15 protein-coding genes are annotated in these 14,562 nt (G+C 65.3%); 3 read left to right on the forward strand and 12 right to left on the reverse strand.

The genetic code is table 11. From position 1 onward, the window contains the following. The first annotated feature begins 75 nt into the window (after window positions 1–75). Entirely contained in the window at window positions 76–357 is a 282-nt protein-coding gene (locus ABD050_RS24240; RefSeq protein ID WP_343892109.1) for a hypothetical protein, read from the forward strand. Window positions 358–426: 69 nt separating this feature from the next. Beyond that, entirely contained in the window at window positions 427–1,380 is a 954-nt protein-coding gene (locus tag ABD050_RS24245; protein WP_343892110.1) for a spermine/spermidine synthase domain-containing protein, read from the forward strand. A 206-nt stretch (window positions 1,381–1,586) separates the two neighbouring features. Here the strand turns inward: ABD050_RS24245 and ABD050_RS24250 are convergent, their stop codons facing one another. From ABD050_RS24250 to ABD050_RS24265, 4 genes are all read right to left on the reverse strand, one after another. Continuing rightward, window positions 1,587–1,754: a hypothetical protein gene (locus ABD050_RS24250; protein ID WP_343892111.1), complete on the reverse strand. Its 168-nt coding sequence runs from the start codon at window positions 1,752–1,754 to the stop codon at window positions 1,587–1,589. 76 nt (window positions 1,755–1,830) lie between these two features. Continuing rightward, window positions 1,831–2,418, reverse strand: coding sequence for a DUF983 domain-containing protein (locus ABD050_RS24255; protein WP_343892112.1), 588 nt, complete (start codon window positions 2,416–2,418; stop codon window positions 1,831–1,833). After that, on the reverse strand, window positions 2,411–4,018 hold the full coding sequence (locus ABD050_RS24260) for a phosphoenolpyruvate carboxykinase (protein ID WP_343892113.1): 1,608 nt from the start codon (window positions 4,016–4,018) through the stop codon (window positions 2,411–2,413). The genes ABD050_RS24255 and ABD050_RS24260 overlap by 8 nt, the downstream gene beginning before the upstream one ends. Then, the gene (locus ABD050_RS24265; protein WP_343892114.1) at window positions 4,015–4,329 is read right to left on the reverse strand and encodes a hypothetical protein; all 315 of its coding nucleotides are present in this window, start codon (window positions 4,327–4,329) and stop codon (window positions 4,015–4,017) included. Before ABD050_RS24265 ends, ABD050_RS24260 begins: the two co-directional genes overlap by 4 nt. A 248-nt stretch (window positions 4,330–4,577) precedes the next feature. On the opposite strand from ABD050_RS24265, the gene ABD050_RS24270 reads away from it, so the two are divergent. Then, a complete protein-coding gene (locus ABD050_RS24270; RefSeq protein WP_343892115.1) occupies window positions 4,578–4,904 on the forward strand; it encodes a helix-turn-helix domain-containing protein in 327 nt (108 codons plus the stop codon). Between the two features lie 208 nt (window positions 4,905–5,112). On the opposite strand, the gene ABD050_RS24275 is transcribed toward ABD050_RS24270, so the two are convergent. The 8 genes from ABD050_RS24275 to ABD050_RS24310 form a co-directional block, all read right to left on the reverse strand. Continuing rightward, a complete protein-coding gene (locus tag ABD050_RS24275) occupies window positions 5,113–5,544 on the reverse strand; it encodes a GNAT family N-acetyltransferase (protein WP_343892116.1) in 432 nt (143 codons plus the stop codon). Between the two features lie 30 nt (window positions 5,545–5,574). Then, entirely contained in the window at window positions 5,575–5,886 is a 312-nt protein-coding gene (locus tag ABD050_RS29120) for a GNAT family N-acetyltransferase (RefSeq protein ID WP_425542514.1), read from the reverse strand. A gap of 224 nt (window positions 5,887–6,110) precedes the next feature. Next, complete coding sequence (locus ABD050_RS24285) at window positions 6,111–7,532, reverse strand: efflux transporter outer membrane subunit (protein WP_343892118.1); 1,422 nt, start codon at window positions 7,530–7,532, stop codon at window positions 6,111–6,113. Beyond that, window positions 7,525–8,688, reverse strand: a complete 1,164-nt coding sequence (locus tag ABD050_RS24290) for an efflux RND transporter periplasmic adaptor subunit (protein WP_343892119.1) — start codon at window positions 8,686–8,688, stop codon at window positions 7,525–7,527. Before ABD050_RS24290 ends, ABD050_RS24285 begins: the two co-directional genes overlap by 8 nt. Next, a complete protein-coding gene (locus ABD050_RS24295) occupies window positions 8,681–11,908 on the reverse strand; it encodes an efflux RND transporter permease subunit (RefSeq protein ID WP_343892120.1) in 3,228 nt (1,075 codons plus the stop codon). The genes ABD050_RS24290 and ABD050_RS24295 overlap by 8 nt, the downstream gene beginning before the upstream one ends. A 130-nt stretch (window positions 11,909–12,038) precedes the next feature. Then, entirely contained in the window at window positions 12,039–13,406 is a 1,368-nt protein-coding gene (locus tag ABD050_RS24300) for a sensor histidine kinase (protein ID WP_343892121.1), read from the reverse strand. Beyond that, the gene (locus ABD050_RS24305) at window positions 13,396–14,073 is read right to left on the reverse strand and encodes a response regulator transcription factor (protein ID WP_343892122.1); all 678 of its coding nucleotides are present in this window, start codon (window positions 14,071–14,073) and stop codon (window positions 13,396–13,398) included. The genes ABD050_RS24300 and ABD050_RS24305 overlap by 11 nt, the downstream gene beginning before the upstream one ends. 285 nt (window positions 14,074–14,358) lie before the next feature. Beyond that, the gene (locus ABD050_RS24310) at window positions 14,359–14,517 is read right to left on the reverse strand and encodes a DUF5985 family protein (RefSeq protein WP_343892123.1); all 159 of its coding nucleotides are present in this window, start codon (window positions 14,515–14,517) and stop codon (window positions 14,359–14,361) included. Between the last annotated feature and the right edge of the window lie 45 nt (window positions 14,518–14,562).

The following is a 14,562-nucleotide window of genomic DNA, read 5'->3' on the forward strand; positions in this document are numbered from 1 at the left end:
GTGTTGAGACATGGACCAAAGACTCGCCGACAACAGGAATCCTGGCCGCGCTCAGCGATCCATCGGCCCGCCGCGATGGCTGAACGGACGGGCCTGACCATCGAGCAGGTCGATCTGTTCGAGGTCAACGACGCTTTCGCCATCGTGGCGATGATGGCAGCGAAGGATCACGGTATTTCCATGGGCCGCCTCAATGTGAACGGTGACGCAATGGCGCTTGGCCATCCTATCGGGGCGTTCGTCGCGGCTCGTCGCCACGCTGCTCGCCGTGCTCCAGCATCGCGGTGGTCGCGAGGGTGTGGCGCACCAGCGCATCGGCGGCGGAGAATCCACGACCGTGCGGTCGAGCTCGCATGACGACCGCTAAGAGCGCCAGTCCCTTGCCGGCAGCGTGCGCCAGCGATGGCGCGGCGGAAGGAAGCTACCGTGCCTGAGTCCCCGGAGCGCAAGATCCAGGATAGCCAGAGGGTCAGTACAGACTGGTCCTCGGGAGGCGATCCCGAGACGTCAGCCTATGACGTGGATGACCTCATCGCGGGCAATCTGATGCTGGAAAGCCTCGATATGTGGCGCGAACGCGCACGTCGCGGCCAGGTGGAATCGCGGCCGCCCTATATCTCCGACGTCGGCGATATCCGCTCGCTGCACTTCGACTGGCACTCGATGCAGAGTGAAATGAACCTGCTCGATCCGATCGAACTGACGATCGACTATACCAGGATGATGATGGGGTTTCTGCTGTTCGATCCGAGCCCGCGTCGCATCGAAATGATCGGCCTGGGCGGCGGCTCGCTCGCGAAGCTCTGCCATCATCTGCTGCCCGAGACCGACATCACCGTCGTGGAGATCAATCAGCGGATCATCGCGCTTCGCGACGAGTTCCAGATCCCACGCGACGATGACCGCTTCCGGATACTGGCCGGGGATGGTGCCGAGTTCGTGGCGCAGGGCGGTTCGAGGCCGGACGTGCTTCTGATCGACGGCTTCGACGAGTTCGGGCAGCCCCCACAGCTGTGCAGCGCGGACTTCTACGACCAATGTTATCGGCGACTTGCGCCCGGCGGGATGATGATCGTCAATCTGTGGGGTGGGGGCCATCTCAATCGCCGCTACGCTAAAAGGATTGCGCGGAGCTTCAACGGCGCGGCGCGATCAGTGCCGACCGAGGGCGGCTTCAATCAGGCCGTGTTTGCTCGGAAGGGTGCAAAGCTTGCCCTGTCCCAGGCGGATATCGCCGCGACCGCCGCTTTGTTCCCGCAGCATCAGGCAGCGTTCCTGCCCCAGATCGCAAAACGCATCTGCCGGCAGCTGGACCATCACGTCTGGGGGACGGCCATGCGCCACATCGAGGGCAGGCTTGGCAGAGACGAGGTCGAGTAGAGGCTGGGGATTGTCCCGTCCCGGCTGACCGTCGGTTCGGCGGAAGTCGCGCGCGCCCTCAACATCTTGCAGTCCCGGTCGAAAATGCGCCCCGGCGCATTCAAGCGGGACCGCTGACGCGACGAACAACGCGCCTGGCCTGTCGTTGTCGTGCCGACTGCGCGCAGGGCTGAAGCCCAACGACAGCAAATCAAAAGGATGCGAAATCAGATCGCCCCGGTGTCGTCGGACGTTGAAGGGGCGGCGGCCTTTGCCCGGGCTCGGGCCGCGGCCTCGGCGTTCGCGCGGTCATGGGCTTCGCCCCCCGCGATCGTGACGGCGAAAAACAGGATCATGAGGGCGACGCAGACGACGATGATGACGAAGATCACCATGATCGTGCCTCTCCGTCACGGGCGGCAAGGGTGGTGGACGCGGCGGTTGCGGCGCGCTCGGACATGGGGTGCCGTCTCATCGCCCGCCTGTTCGCTTCACCCGCTGGCGCGAGCGCGCAGCGCGACGCCGATGATATTCGATGCCGGGCAAGGGCGTGCTTACTGTCGATGCCGGCTCGGGTGCCTTCAACGGCTGGCGCTCGCCGAAACCGCCCATCCCATGCCACCATTGATAGGCGATGACGCCACCCTTGGCGGGCTGGATCAGGCCGATGGTCAGGGTGATGATGAGCGGAATCCACAGCGCGATATGGACCCAGGACGGCGGATGGAAGGTCGTTTCTACCAACGCCATGCCTGTCACGACCACATGCCCCGTCACCAGGATGACGATATAGGGCGGAAAATCGTCGGCATTGTGGTGCGTCCAGTCCTGTCCGCAGGCCGGGCAGTGATCGAGCGGCTTGAGGAACTTGCCGAACAGGGGCGCACCGTCACAGGCGGGGCACCGGTCGCGGCACCCGCGCCATAGCGCGATCCAGATCGTCCGCGGTGCCAGGAGCTGTCCGAAGCGGCGCGTCGGTAGCAGATTCCGCAAGCGTCGCGAGATTGTCGGCTTCTCGCGCTTCAGTCGATAATCGACAGGGGACACGGTCTCAGGCATGGACTCGCATCCCCGGCGATGCATTGCGCACGGATGCCTCGACGCTGTCCTCGAACTGGCCGAAATTCTCGACGAACAGGTTCACCAGTCGGTGCGCGGTGGCATCATAGGCAGTCGGATCGGCCCAGGTCGATCTTGGATCGAGAATCGTGGAATCGATACCGGGAACCGCCAGCGGCACCTGGAATCCGAAATTCGGATCAGTGCGGAACGCGGCGGCGTTGAGCCTGCCGTCGAGCGCAGCGTTCAGGAGCGCGCGCGTAACCTTGATCGGCATGCGGTGCCCGGTGCCATAGGCACCGCCCGTCCATCCGGTATTGACGAGCCAGCAAGCGACTCCGCCCTGGGCGATGCGGTCTTTCAGGAGGTTCCCATAGACGGAAGGATGCCGCGGCATGAACGGCGCTCCGAAGCAGGTTGAGAATGTGGCTTCGGGCTCGGTCACGCCGACTTCGGTGCCGGCGACCTTAGCCGTATAGCCCGAGAGGAAATGGTACATTGCCTGGGCCGGTGTCAGCCTCGCGATCGGCGGCAACACGCCGAATGCATCCGCGGTCAGCATGACGACATTGCGCGGCACGGGGCCCATATTGTCGGCCGAGGCATTCGGGATAAAATCGATCGGATAGGCCGCGCGACTGTTTTCGGCGAGCGATGGGTCATCGAGATCGAGCGCGCGCGTGGCCGGGTTCATCACGACATTTTCAAGAACCGTCCCGAACCGGCGCGTGGTCGCGAATATCTCCGGCTCCGCCTCGGCGGAGAGACCGATCATCTTCGCGTAACAGCCGCCTTCGAAGTTGAACACGGCGGTGTCCGACCAGCCATGCTCGTCGTCACCGATCAGCGTGCGACTGGCGTCGGCTGACAGGGTCGTCTTGCCGGTGCCAGACAGGCCGAAGAAGATCGCGGTATCGCCATGGGAGCCGATATTGGCGGAGCAGTGCATCGGCATAACGCCGCGTGGCGGGAGGACGTAATTGAGGATCGAAAAGACGGCCTTCTTCATCTCGCCGGCATAGGCAGTGCCCCCGATCAGGACCATCTTGCGCGTGAAGTCGATCGCGATGACGGTTTCGGACCGGCATCCGTGCCGGGCCGGATCGGCGCGGAACGATGGCAGGTCGATGATCGTGTACTCCGGGTCGAAGGAGGCGAGCTCATCGATCGTCGGGCGCACGAGCAGCGTGTGGACGAACAGCGAGTGCCAGGCCAGTTCGGTCACCACGCGGACCCGGATGCGGTGGTCCGGCTGCGAACCGCCGAACAGATCCTGGACGTAGACCTGGTCGAGGCTCGCTACATGCGCACGGAAGTCATGTTCCAGCGCAGCAAAGGCATTCGGCGACATCGGCTGATTGACCTTGCCCCACCAGATCGCCTCTTCGGTCTGCTCATCGCGAACGGTGAACTTGTCGCGGGGCGATCGACCGGTGTGCGTGCCGGTTTCGACGACTAGCGGACCGCCGGCTGCGAACCGACCCTCGTTCCGGGCCAGCGCCTCCTCGACCAGGAACGGAGCGGCCTGGTTGGAATGGACGCGCGCTTCCGGGCCGAACGCGAGACCATCCGACGTCGCTGCTACCAAATTTACTGTCATGCCCGGGTCTCCATGGAATTCTGGTGGCGCGCCTTCGGGCTGGCCGTTGAGGTGTCGGTTCGTGCAGCCTGCTCGAGGGCGTAGCCGAGTGCGAACATCAGCTCGGCGGCTTCCGCGGCGGTCAGCAACATGTCGATCGCGCCGCTGGCGCAGCGCGCCTCGAGCAGGATCGTGCGTTGGCCGTCCGAACGCGGTTTTGACTGAGGATGCAGGGTCCAGCCCTGGCGCGCGCTCGCAAAATTGGGCAGGCGCTGGCCGATCGATGCGACGCCGCTGTCCTTGCGCTGCGGGCCATCCGTTGCACCAACCATCGTCCATCCTTTCCGTCACCGGAGCGGCACTCTTGACACTCTCGCTGTTATATATGACGTACTATACCGGTAGATGGCCATTTATAAAGCGGTCATTTGATATATGATGCATCATCTCGTTGAAGATGCCCCACTTTGTGGGATTTCCCGGGGCAGCGCAGGTTTTTATGGCTGAGGCTGCTTTCCTCACGTATCAGACATGCATACAGGCATGGGAGAAATAGAAGCGTGGCTTCAGGAGCAATGAGATGATCACTTCTGCACAGATGCGTGCGGCCCGTGCCCTGCTTGGGATCGACCAGCGCGAGCTGGCCGCGATGGCGGGGCTGTCACTGCCCACCATCCAGCGCATGGAGTCGTCCGGCGGCCAAGTGCGGGGCATCATCGACACGCTGATGAAGGTGGTCGAGGCGCTTGAACATGCCGGAGTCGAGCTCATTGGCGAGAACACGCCAAGTGTAGGGATAGGTCGTGGCGTTCGGCTCATCGAGGCCCAGGTCCGACCCGGCGTTCGCCAATTCACTACCGAGCGCCGCACCACGGCGGCCAGTGAGGGGGCAGGAGACGTTGCTTAGATGCAGCAACGGGCCGGCGTCCAAGAGTAGTCAAGTTGGGCGGTTGTCCATCCGCATGGAGAATTTGCTGTCTCGTCCTTGAGTTTGCCGCTTGGGGCGGACATGGTGCAGCCGGCGAGGAAGAGTAGCGCGGCGGCCCCGATCCTCGCTCGGTGCAACAGGACCGGCGCGGGATCGCCCAGCGCGAGTGAAGGCGCGACCTTGCGCTTCAAGCCGGCGGGTATTTCACCATGAAGATCTCAGAATGCCCCGCCGGATACCCGTGCACCGTCGCGACGGGCGAAAAGCCATGACGCTCATAAAAGCCGGGTGCCTGGAAACTGCGCGTTGCAAGCAGGATGAGGTGACACCCGCGCCGGATCGCTTCGTCCTCTGCCGATTGCAACAGCCGCGTGCCGAGCCCCTCGCCACGGCGGTCTTCCGCGACCCACAACAGCTTGATTTCGCAGCACCCGCCCCAGCTATGGCCGTGCAGGCCGGCATAGAGCTCGCCCTCGTCGGACCGCAGCATGATGCTCAGATAGCGGGCATCGCGGATCCCGGTGCGGTCGGCATTATAGTCGTTGATGCGGCCGTCGAGCTCAGACAGGTCGGCGGCGGCTGGCTCGTCAGTGACCGGAAGGCGACGATGAAGGTTCATTGCCCTCCTCCTTCTCGTTAGCAGTCAGGATCAAGCGCATCGCACATCGACGCCGGCTGGCAGCCCGGCCTGGACTTCGCCGCGGAGGATGGCGCGCAATCGGGCGCCCATGTTGCGGGCATGCAGGCGGCGAAATCCAAGGTGCTCGTAGAACGGCGCATTCCAGGCAACGCCGCTGAAGGTCGTCAGCGTTATCGAGTCGACGCGACGGCGCTGCGCTGCTCGGATCGTCACGGCCACGAGGTTGCGGCCAAGGCCGAGTCGCTGACGATCGAGCCGTACGGCGAGCTCGTATATGTGCAGCTCGGTGCCGTGCTGATCCGCGCACAGGAAAGCGCACAGATCGCCGCGGCTGTCCTCGACGACCCGGCACCAGCCGCTTTCGCGGCATTATGTAGCAAATGCACGTGCAGTTGTTACATAATGCCGGACCGATCATTGCGGCGCACCGGATCTGACCTTCACTGAAGCGACCATGCTGGTCGGTCCCATTCCGCCGACCAATCCGGCGCTGTGATGATCATGTGCCCCCAGCCGGCTCGGTGGGCAGATCCTTCTGGAATTGACTAGGCCGCTTCTCCAACACGCCATCCACCGCCGACCGCGCGCGCCAGGCGGACGCTGGCCTGCAGCCGCCGGGTCGTCAAGTCGATGACAGCGCGATGAATGCGCAGTGCCGTTGTCTGCGCGGTCACCACGTCGAGATAGGTCACCGCACCCTTCACATAGCGGTTGAGAGACAGCGTCTCGACCTGCGCGGCCTGTATCTCGGCTTGCTGTTCAGCCTCCGCCTCGTCGCCGATGAGGTGGAGCTGTGAAAGGCTGTCCTCGACATCCTGAAAGGCTCTCAAGACATTGCCGCGATAGGCCGCCGTCGTCTGGTCCCAGTCGGCGCGGGCCAGCGCGACCTGGGCACGGCGGCGACCGCCGCCGAACAGGCTAAGCACTGCGCTCGGCCCGACAGACCAGAACAGGTTGGGCGCGCTTACCAGCCCCGCCAGGGCGGTGCTCTGGAATCCGCCTTGCCCTCCCAGCGAAATCGATGGAAAGAACGCCGCGCGCGCGACGCCGATCTTGGCGTTGGCGGCCATCATCCGCCGTTCGGCCGCTGCGACATCCGGCCGCCGCTCGAGCAGGGTTGAGGGCAGGCCTGCCGGGATCGCCGGCATCGCCAGGCTGGTCGTGGCCGGGGCAATGGTGAAGCTCGACGCGGGCACGCCGACAAGGCTGGCAATGGCATGTTCGATCAGCGCCCGCCCGGCCATGACGTCGCTCAGCTGCGCCCTGGCCTCGTCCAGCTGCGCGCCTGAGCGCCCCGCATCGACGCCCGAGGCGATGCCGCCGCGAAAGCGCCGCTGGGTCAGAGCGTCGGCCTGCGCATAATCGTCGACCGTATTGTTCAGCAATGCGATCTGCTGATCGGCGCCGCGCAAGGCGATATAGTCGCTCGCGAGCTCCCCCGCGAGACTGAGCCTGACCGCGGCGATATCGTCGGCGCTGGCCTCGGCCTCCGCACGGCCGGCGGCGACACTGTTGCGCACCCGACCCCAGAGATCGAGCTCATAGCCCGCCGCACCGCTTGCGGTGTCGGCTGCGTAGAGATCGGGCTGGTTCGATCCGCGGAGCGGGCGATTGTCGGACTGGCGATTCCGGGTCAGCTGCGAGCCGATCGAGACGCTCGGGAACAGATCGGCCCGCGCTCGCGCAAGATAGGCGCGGGCAGCATCGTACCGGCCGACCGCGCCGGCGATTGTGGGATTGGCATCGGCCAGTTGCCGTTCGAGCCCGTCGAGCGTCGGGTCTCCAAACAATGTCCACCACGGCTCGGGCCGCGCGGCATCGGCGGGTGCGGCGGGGAGCCATGGACCGGCTTCCTTGAATGCCGCGGGCGCCGCGACGACCGGCGGCCGATAGGTCGGGGCGAGCGAGCAGCCCCCCAGCGCCGCTGCCGCGATCAGGGCTGCTGCCCGGCATATGCGATCAGACATGGCGCGGCGACCCGATCCGCACCAGCTCGCCATCGGCGATCGAATCCGGCGGATTGTCGACGACCTTCACCCCAGCCGCGAGCCCCGAGCGCACCTCGACCGTAGCACCCAGATCGCGACCAAGTTTCACCGACTGCAGGCGGATATGCGCGTCAGGACCGACCAGCGCGACCTGGGTGCCCTGCGCACGGAAGATCAGGGCGCTCGACGGAATCTGCACCGCGCCGCCGCCGCCGGGTACGTCGAATCGGACCTGCGCGTAGCTGCCCGGCTTCAACGCGCCGCCGGGATTGTCGGCGACCAGCTGGACCCGCATCGTGCCGCTCTGGGGATCGATCGCGTTCGCGTCGCCGATGAGCTGCGCCTTGAACGCCTGCCCGGGATATTCAGGCACGGTCAGTGTCGCCATCAGGCCGGGTTTCATGCCGGCTGAATAGGCCTGGGGGACCGAGACATAGATCCTGAGGCGGCTGATATTGGCGATCGCGAACAAGGGCTGCTGGCTCGTCGCGCCGGGTCCGACCAGATCGCCGATATCGGCTGCGCGCGTCGTCACGACGCCGGCGAACGGCGCTCGCACCGTGGCAAAGGCCTTTTGCGCGAGAAGCCGGCCGAGATCGGCGGTCGCGCCCTGCACGGCCGCACGTTTCACCGCGAGATCGCCATTCTTCTCGGCGGCTTCCTGCTTCGATACCGAATTGGTGGTGAGCAGGTCGTTCCAGCGCGCCGCCGTGTCGCTGGCCAGTGTCTCGGCGGCGCGGGCGCTGGCGAGCGCGGCACGGGCGTGGATGATCTGCTGGTCGAGCTCGGGCGTATCGATCGACCCCAGCGGCGCGTTGGCCGGCACGACCGCGCCGATATCGCGATACCATGCCTTCACATAGCCGGGCACGCGCGCATAGATTTTCGCGGCATCCCAGGCTTCCATTGTGCCCGGAAGGTTGAGCGCATCGCCTGCCGCACCGCCCGTCACCGGGACCAGGTGGACGGTTGGAATGGAACTTGCGTCCGAAATGTGCTGCGCCTCGTGTGCGTCCTCCGCGCGTGTCACGGCCCCCATCGCAACGACGGCGACCGCGACCAGCACGGCACCGATGCCGGCGGCCTTCAGCCCCTTCGGCGCGGTCACGGTTTCAGTCTGGGCGGAATCAGACATGGGCGAGTTCTCCATATACTTGGTTATCGGCAGGGGTTGCGGCGGCGCGCCGGTCCTTGCGATGGGCGATGCCGAACAGTACCGGCACGAACACTAGCGTCGCGATCGTCGCGCAGATCAGCCCGCCGATCACGGCCCGGCCGAGCGGCGCGTTCTGCTCCCCGCCTTCGCCCAGCCCGAGCGCCATCGGGGCCATGCCGATGATCATCGCGAGCGCGGTCATCAGCACCGGGCGGAAGCGGGTCGCACCCGCCTCCGCGGCGGCGCGGAGCGCATCGCCGGTCTCGGCCAGGCGTTCGCGGGCGAAGGTGACGACCAGCACGCTGTTGGCGGTGGCGACCCCCATGCACATGATCGCGCCGGTCAGTGCCGGCACCGAGAGCGGCGTATGCGTGGCGAACAGCATCCAGATGATCCCGGCGAGCGCGGCCGGCAGGGCCGAGATGATCACGACCGGGTCGATCCACGACTGGAAGTTCACCACGATCAGCAGATAGATCAGCATGATCGCGCCGAGCAGCCCGAGCAGCAGGCCGACGAACGCAGTGTTCATCGTCTCGACCTGGCCGCGCAGATTGACTGAAGCGCCCTTGGGCAGATCCCTGGCCGTATCCTTCAATATGTGCTGGATATCGCCCGCCACCGCGCCGAGATCGCGTCCCTGGGTCGTCGCATAGACGTCGAACGACGGCTGCACCGCATAATGCGACACCACTGCCGCCGATGGTTCGCGGGTGAGCGAGCCCAGCCCGCCGAGCAGCTGGAACGAGTCCGGCTTCGCGCCGGTTACGGGGATATTCTGCATCTGCGACATCGAGTCGACACGATATTGGGGTGCCTGCACGACGATCGGGTAGGACACGCCGTTCTTCGGATTGAGCCAGAAGGCGGGCGCGACCTGGAAGCTGCCGGCGAGGTTGACGGCGAGGCTTTTGGTCACGTCATTCTCGGTGATGCCGACCCGGTCGGCGCGGCTGCGATCGACCGCGAAGCCGAGCTCGGGATAGTCGTTCGCCTGTTGCAGCCTGACATCGGCGATGCCGGCGATGTGCTGCATGCGGGCGACCAGCTCGTGCGCATAGGCCTCGTTCGCCTTGATGTCCGGCCCGGTGACCATCACGTCGACCGGCGCCGGCGCGCCGAAATTGAGGATCTGGCTGATGATGTCGGCGGGCAGGAACGAGAAGGTCGAGCCGGGAAACGCGTCAGGCAATTTCCGGCGCAGGGTCTTGAGATACCCCGCGGTCGGCGCGTGGTTCTTGTTCAGCGTGATCAATATGTCGCCGTCCTGCGGACCGACGCCGCCGGTGTTGGAATAGGCGCGGTTGATGCCGCTCACCGGCAGGCCGATATTGTCGACGATCGAGGCGAGTTGCTCACGCGGGATCGCCTGGCGGATGCTGTCCTCGATATGATCGAACAGGGCGGCGGTCTCTTCGATCCGGGTTCCCACCGGCGCCCGGACATGGAGGTTGATCTGTCCGGCATCGACCGTCGGGAAGAAGTTGCGGCCCAGCATCGGGATCAGCGCGAAGGAGAGCAGCACGATAGCGAGGAATCCGGGCACGAAGCGCTTGCGCTGCGTGATCGCGAAGCCGAGCAGCGCGACATAATAGTCCCGCACCTTTTCGAAGCGCCGCTCGAACCCGTGCTGGAAGCGGCGCAGCGGATTGCGCGTTTTCGGCCTGCCGGCGCCGGCATCATGGGTCAGCATCTGGGCTGCGGTGAATTCGGTCGCATGGTCGCGCAGCAAATAATTGCCCATCGTCGGCACCAGGGTGCGCGACAGGACGAACGAGGCGATCATCGCGAACACCACCGCCTTGGCCATCGGCGCGAACAGGAAACCGGCGATGCCGGGCAGGAAGAACATCGGCACAAAGGCGATGCAGATGCAGAGCAGCGAAACGAAGGCGGGCTGGACGATCTGCTCGGCACCGTCGAGGATCGCCCGGTTGACCGTCTTGCCCTGCTCGAGATGCCAGTTGATGTTCTCGATCGTGACGGTCGCGTCGTCGACCAGGATGCCGACCGCGAGCGCAAGCCCGCCAAGCGTCATGATGTTCAGCGTCTCGCCCGAGATGGCCAGCGCCGCGACCGCCGCCAGGATGGCGAGCGGGATCGAGGCCGCGATGATCACCGTCGAACGCCAGGACCCGAGGAACAGCAGGATCATCAGCGAGGTGAGCGTCGCGGCGATCACGCCTTCGCGCACCACGCCTGAAAGCGCCGCCTTGACGAACAGCGACTGGTCGGCGAGCGCAGCGACGTTGAGGCTCGGCGGCAGGGTTTCCTTGAGCTTCGGCAACAGCGCCTTGACCTGATCGACGATCGCGATGGTCGAGGCCGATCCGCTCTTCAGCACGGTCATCAGCACCGCGCGGCCGCCATCGACCCGCACGACGTTGCGCTGCGGCGGCGAGCCGTCGCGGACATGCGCCACGTCGCGCATGAACACGGTCCCGCCATCGACCGTTTTGATCGGCAGGTCGTTGAGCTGGTCGATCACCTCCGGGCTGTTGTTGAGCCGGATATTATATTCGAACTGGCCGATCTTGGTCGTACCGGCCGGCACGATCTGGTTCTGCGCTGCGAGCGCGGTACCGACATCGCTCGCCGACAGATGCCGTGCCTGCAGCGCATCGGGATCGAGGTCGATCTGGATCTGGCGTTCCTTGCCGCCATAGGGCGACGGGATCGCGGCACCCTGCACCGAGGCGAGTGCGGGGCGGATGAAGTTCTGCCCCAGATCGAAGATCTTCTGCTCCGACAGGTCCTTCGACGAGAGCGCGAGCTGCAGGATCGGTACGGTCGAGGCATTGTAGTTGAGGATCAGCGGCGGGGTGATGCCGGGCGGCATCTGCTTCAGCACCGTCTGCGACACCGAGGTCACCTGCGCGGTCGCGGTGCGGATATCGACACCGGGGCGGAAGAAGATCTTGACGATGCCGACGCCCGACAGCGACTGGCTCTCGATATGATCGATGTCGTTGACCGAGGTCGACAGCTGCCGCTCGTAATAATAGACGACGCGCCCGGCCATGTCCTGCGGCGGCAGGCCGCGATAGGTCCATACCGCCGCGATCACCGGAATCTTGATATCGGGAAAGATGTCGGTCGCGGTATCGAACCAGGCGATCGTGCCGCCGATCAGGATGAGGATCGCCAGCACGACAAAGGTATAGGGTTTGCTGAGCGCAAGCTTGACGAGCTGGAGCATATGGCACCGTTGGTTGTCCCGGGGTGCCAATGGCGGTCGCTCTGCGCCGCGGGGAGGGACGCATTGTGCAACGCACCATTGGCGTGCTCCCCTTCGATCGATTTTGCGCCGTCGCCAAGTTAAATGAAATTCACCTCGCCGGTAGCGGGAGCTCGCCGGGCGGCATGCGTAGCCGCGCGACAAGACCCGGGCTGCCGCCCAGCAGCTCGAGCTCGAAACCGTGCAGATGGAGGATCGCGGCGACGATACTGAGGCCAAGGCCGGTACCCGGATAGCCGGCGGCCTTCGCGCCCCGGTGAAAACGCCGCAGGACCGCCTCGCGCTCGTCATGGGGGATGCCCGGCCCGTCGTCCCGCACGTCGAGCAGCATCTCCCCGCCATTGCGCCGTGCCGTTATCGACACTTCTGTCCGGGCGAATTTGATCGCGTTGTCGACGAGATTGCTGATTGCCTCGAACAGCAGCTTGCGATCCGCCATGATCTTCATCGAGGGCGCAGCGGCGAGTGTCAGGGTGGTCCCCTCTTCTTCGGCCAGCGGTTCATATAAGGCGACGACATCCGTCAGCAGCTTTGCGAGATCGGTCGGCTTGAACGCGGCGCGCCGTGCACCCGCTTCGATCTCGGAAATCCGCAGCAACGCAGCGAAGCGATCCAGCACCAGTTCGAGGTCGCTTTCCGCGTCGCCGAGCAGTTCGGCCATTGCGGGCGCCGCGTCCGGCAGATGCCGGGCACGGTGGAGCTGAGCCCGCACCCTGGTAAGCGGCGATCGCAGATCATGGGCGATCGCGTCGGTCACGCCCTTCACCTGTTCAAGCAGCCGCGCGACATCATCGACCATGACGTTCACGGTCAACGCAAACTGGTCGAGCTCGTCGTGCCTGCCGGCGATCGGCATGCGCATGTCGAGTCGGCCGGCGGCGATGGCGCGCGACGCCCGCTGCAGGTCGCGGACGCGCCGCAGCGGTTCTCTGCTCAGCGCAAGCGCCGCGAGCGCGATGCCGATCGCGGTCAGCAGGCCGCTCGAGATGAGGATGATCAGGATGCGCTCACGCAGATCGCGAATCTGGCTGATGTCGCGACCGACCAGGATCGTCTCGCCGGCCGGCGTGACTTCGGCGAGCAGCCGCAAGGGGCCGTGCGTGGCGCTGGCCGCGATATCGATCGGCCGGTCCGGGGTGATATGATCCGCCGTCGCGATATTGCCGGCAATCCGATCGCCGTCGCGGGCGAACAGGGCGCCATAGTTCAGGTCGCTGTCGCCGCTGCCGAGATCGGCACGGACCCGCGCCGGCAGCGCGGGCGCGGGAACCGACATCCACTGTGCCGCCTCGTCGCGCAGGATGCGGTCGCTGCGCGCCGTCAGTTCGCGCGCGGTCAGGCCGTAGATCAGGCCGAGCTGCAGGACGACGCCGATCAGGAACAGCGTCCCTAGGATGACGGTCAGTCGGAAGGCGCTGGTGCGGCGAATGTCGCTGAGGCGCAGCCGGTCAGACAGCATCGAGCCGATAGCCTTCGCCCTTGACCGTGGTGATGGGAGAGGTGCGCCCCGGCCGGTCGAGCTTGCTGCGCAGCCGCGCGATATGGACGTTGATGAGATTCGCGCCGGGGTCGAAATAATAGCCCCAAACCTGTTCGAAGATCATCCGCCGGCTCATTACCTGGCCCGGATGGCGTGCGAGGAATTCGAGCAGGCGGAACTCCATGTGCAGGAGCTTCACCACTTCTCCGTCGATCGAGGCCTGGCGGTGGATCAGGTCGAGGCGCAGCGCGCCGACGGCCAGCATGGTTTCGCGGCCCGATGATGCGGCCCGTCGCAGCAGGACCTCGACGCGGGCCGCCATCTCGCCGGGCGCGAACGGCTTGACGAGATAGTCGTCGCCGCCGGCGCGCAGGCCCGCGATGCGTTCGCCGACATCGCTCAGCGCGCTGATCATCAGCACCGGTGCCGCGATTCTGCGTTCCCGCAGCCGGGCGACGATAGTGAGGCCATCCAGCCCGGGCAGCATTCGATCCAGCGTGATGACGTCGAAATGCTCCTGGGTCGCACGCTCGAGGGCTTCGTCGCCGTCATGGCTCAGGACGGCCGTGTGGCCATGCGCCACGAGCTCGACGGCGATTTCCGCCGCAGTCGTCCTGTCGTCCTCGATCACCAGAATTCGCGCCATGATCGCCTGATAATGGCATGGCATCCCGGCAACAACGCCCGGTGCGACCGCCTCACTATGCTCTCGTTCCCGGGGCGCTGGGCGCCAGGCACAGGGTCCGGCCCCAACTCCGGCACGTTCGGGATCCCTTGCCGAGATTCGGACAAGTGTCTCACGGCGGCCGGTTCCGGCGCCCTGGAGTGCGTCATCAGATGCCTGAAGAACGCGACACGAGGGGACCTGGACTCCCGAGGGTGAATTCAGGCGATTCTGGCAGAATCGCGCCGGCGTGCGATTTTCCGGCTTCTAGCGTTGACGATTCGTGAGCCCGATCGCGAAGAGGATCAGGGCGAACGCGAAAAGCCTGAGCAGATAGAGCCAGCTGCGCTCTTCCGCCGGCATGCTCGAAAAGACGAGAAGCGCCTGATTCAGCGCAAGCAGCCGGAACGACGAAATGACAGTCAAAGATGCCGGATTCCTGTATGTCACGATACCTGCGGGCGCTGCTCG

Source organism: Sphingomonas oligophenolica, from assembly GCF_039522915.1.
Taxonomy (GTDB): Bacteria; Pseudomonadota; Alphaproteobacteria; order Sphingomonadales; family Sphingomonadaceae; genus Sphingomonas; species Sphingomonas oligophenolica.

Excerpts from the sequence above, each read along its gene's own strand:
- ABD050_RS24240 (WP_343892109.1), top strand. The coding sequence starts at position 76 with ATGGCTGAACGGACGGGCCTGACCATCGAGCAGGTCGATCTGTTCGAG.
- ABD050_RS24250 (WP_343892111.1), bottom strand. The coding sequence starts at position 1,754 with ATGGTGATCTTCGTCATCATCGTCGTCTGCGTCGCCCTCATGATCCTG.
- ABD050_RS24255 (WP_343892112.1), bottom strand. The coding sequence starts at position 2,418 with ATGCCTGAGACCGTGTCCCCTGTCGATTATCGACTGAAGCGCGAGAAG.
- ABD050_RS24260 (WP_343892113.1), bottom strand. The coding sequence starts at position 4,018 with ATGACAGTAAATTTGGTAGCAGCGACGTCGGATGGTCTCGCGTTCGGC.
- ABD050_RS24265 (WP_343892114.1), bottom strand. The coding sequence starts at position 4,329 with ATGGTTGGTGCAACGGATGGCCCGCAGCGCAAGGACAGCGGCGTCGCA.
- ABD050_RS24270 (WP_343892115.1), top strand. The coding sequence starts at position 4,578 with ATGATCACTTCTGCACAGATGCGTGCGGCCCGTGCCCTGCTTGGGATC.
- ABD050_RS24275 (WP_343892116.1), bottom strand. The coding sequence starts at position 5,544 with ATGAACCTTCATCGTCGCCTTCCGGTCACTGACGAGCCAGCCGCCGCC.
- ABD050_RS24285 (WP_343892118.1), bottom strand. The coding sequence starts at position 7,532 with ATGTCTGATCGCATATGCCGGGCAGCAGCCCTGATCGCGGCAGCGGCG.
- ABD050_RS24290 (WP_343892119.1), bottom strand. The coding sequence starts at position 8,688 with ATGTCTGATTCCGCCCAGACTGAAACCGTGACCGCGCCGAAGGGGCTG.
- ABD050_RS24295 (WP_343892120.1), bottom strand. The coding sequence starts at position 11,908 with ATGCTCCAGCTCGTCAAGCTTGCGCTCAGCAAACCCTATACCTTTGTC.
- ABD050_RS24300 (WP_343892121.1), bottom strand. The coding sequence starts at position 13,406 with ATGCTGTCTGACCGGCTGCGCCTCAGCGACATTCGCCGCACCAGCGCC.
- ABD050_RS24305 (WP_343892122.1), bottom strand. The coding sequence starts at position 14,073 with ATGGCGCGAATTCTGGTGATCGAGGACGACAGGACGACTGCGGCGGAA.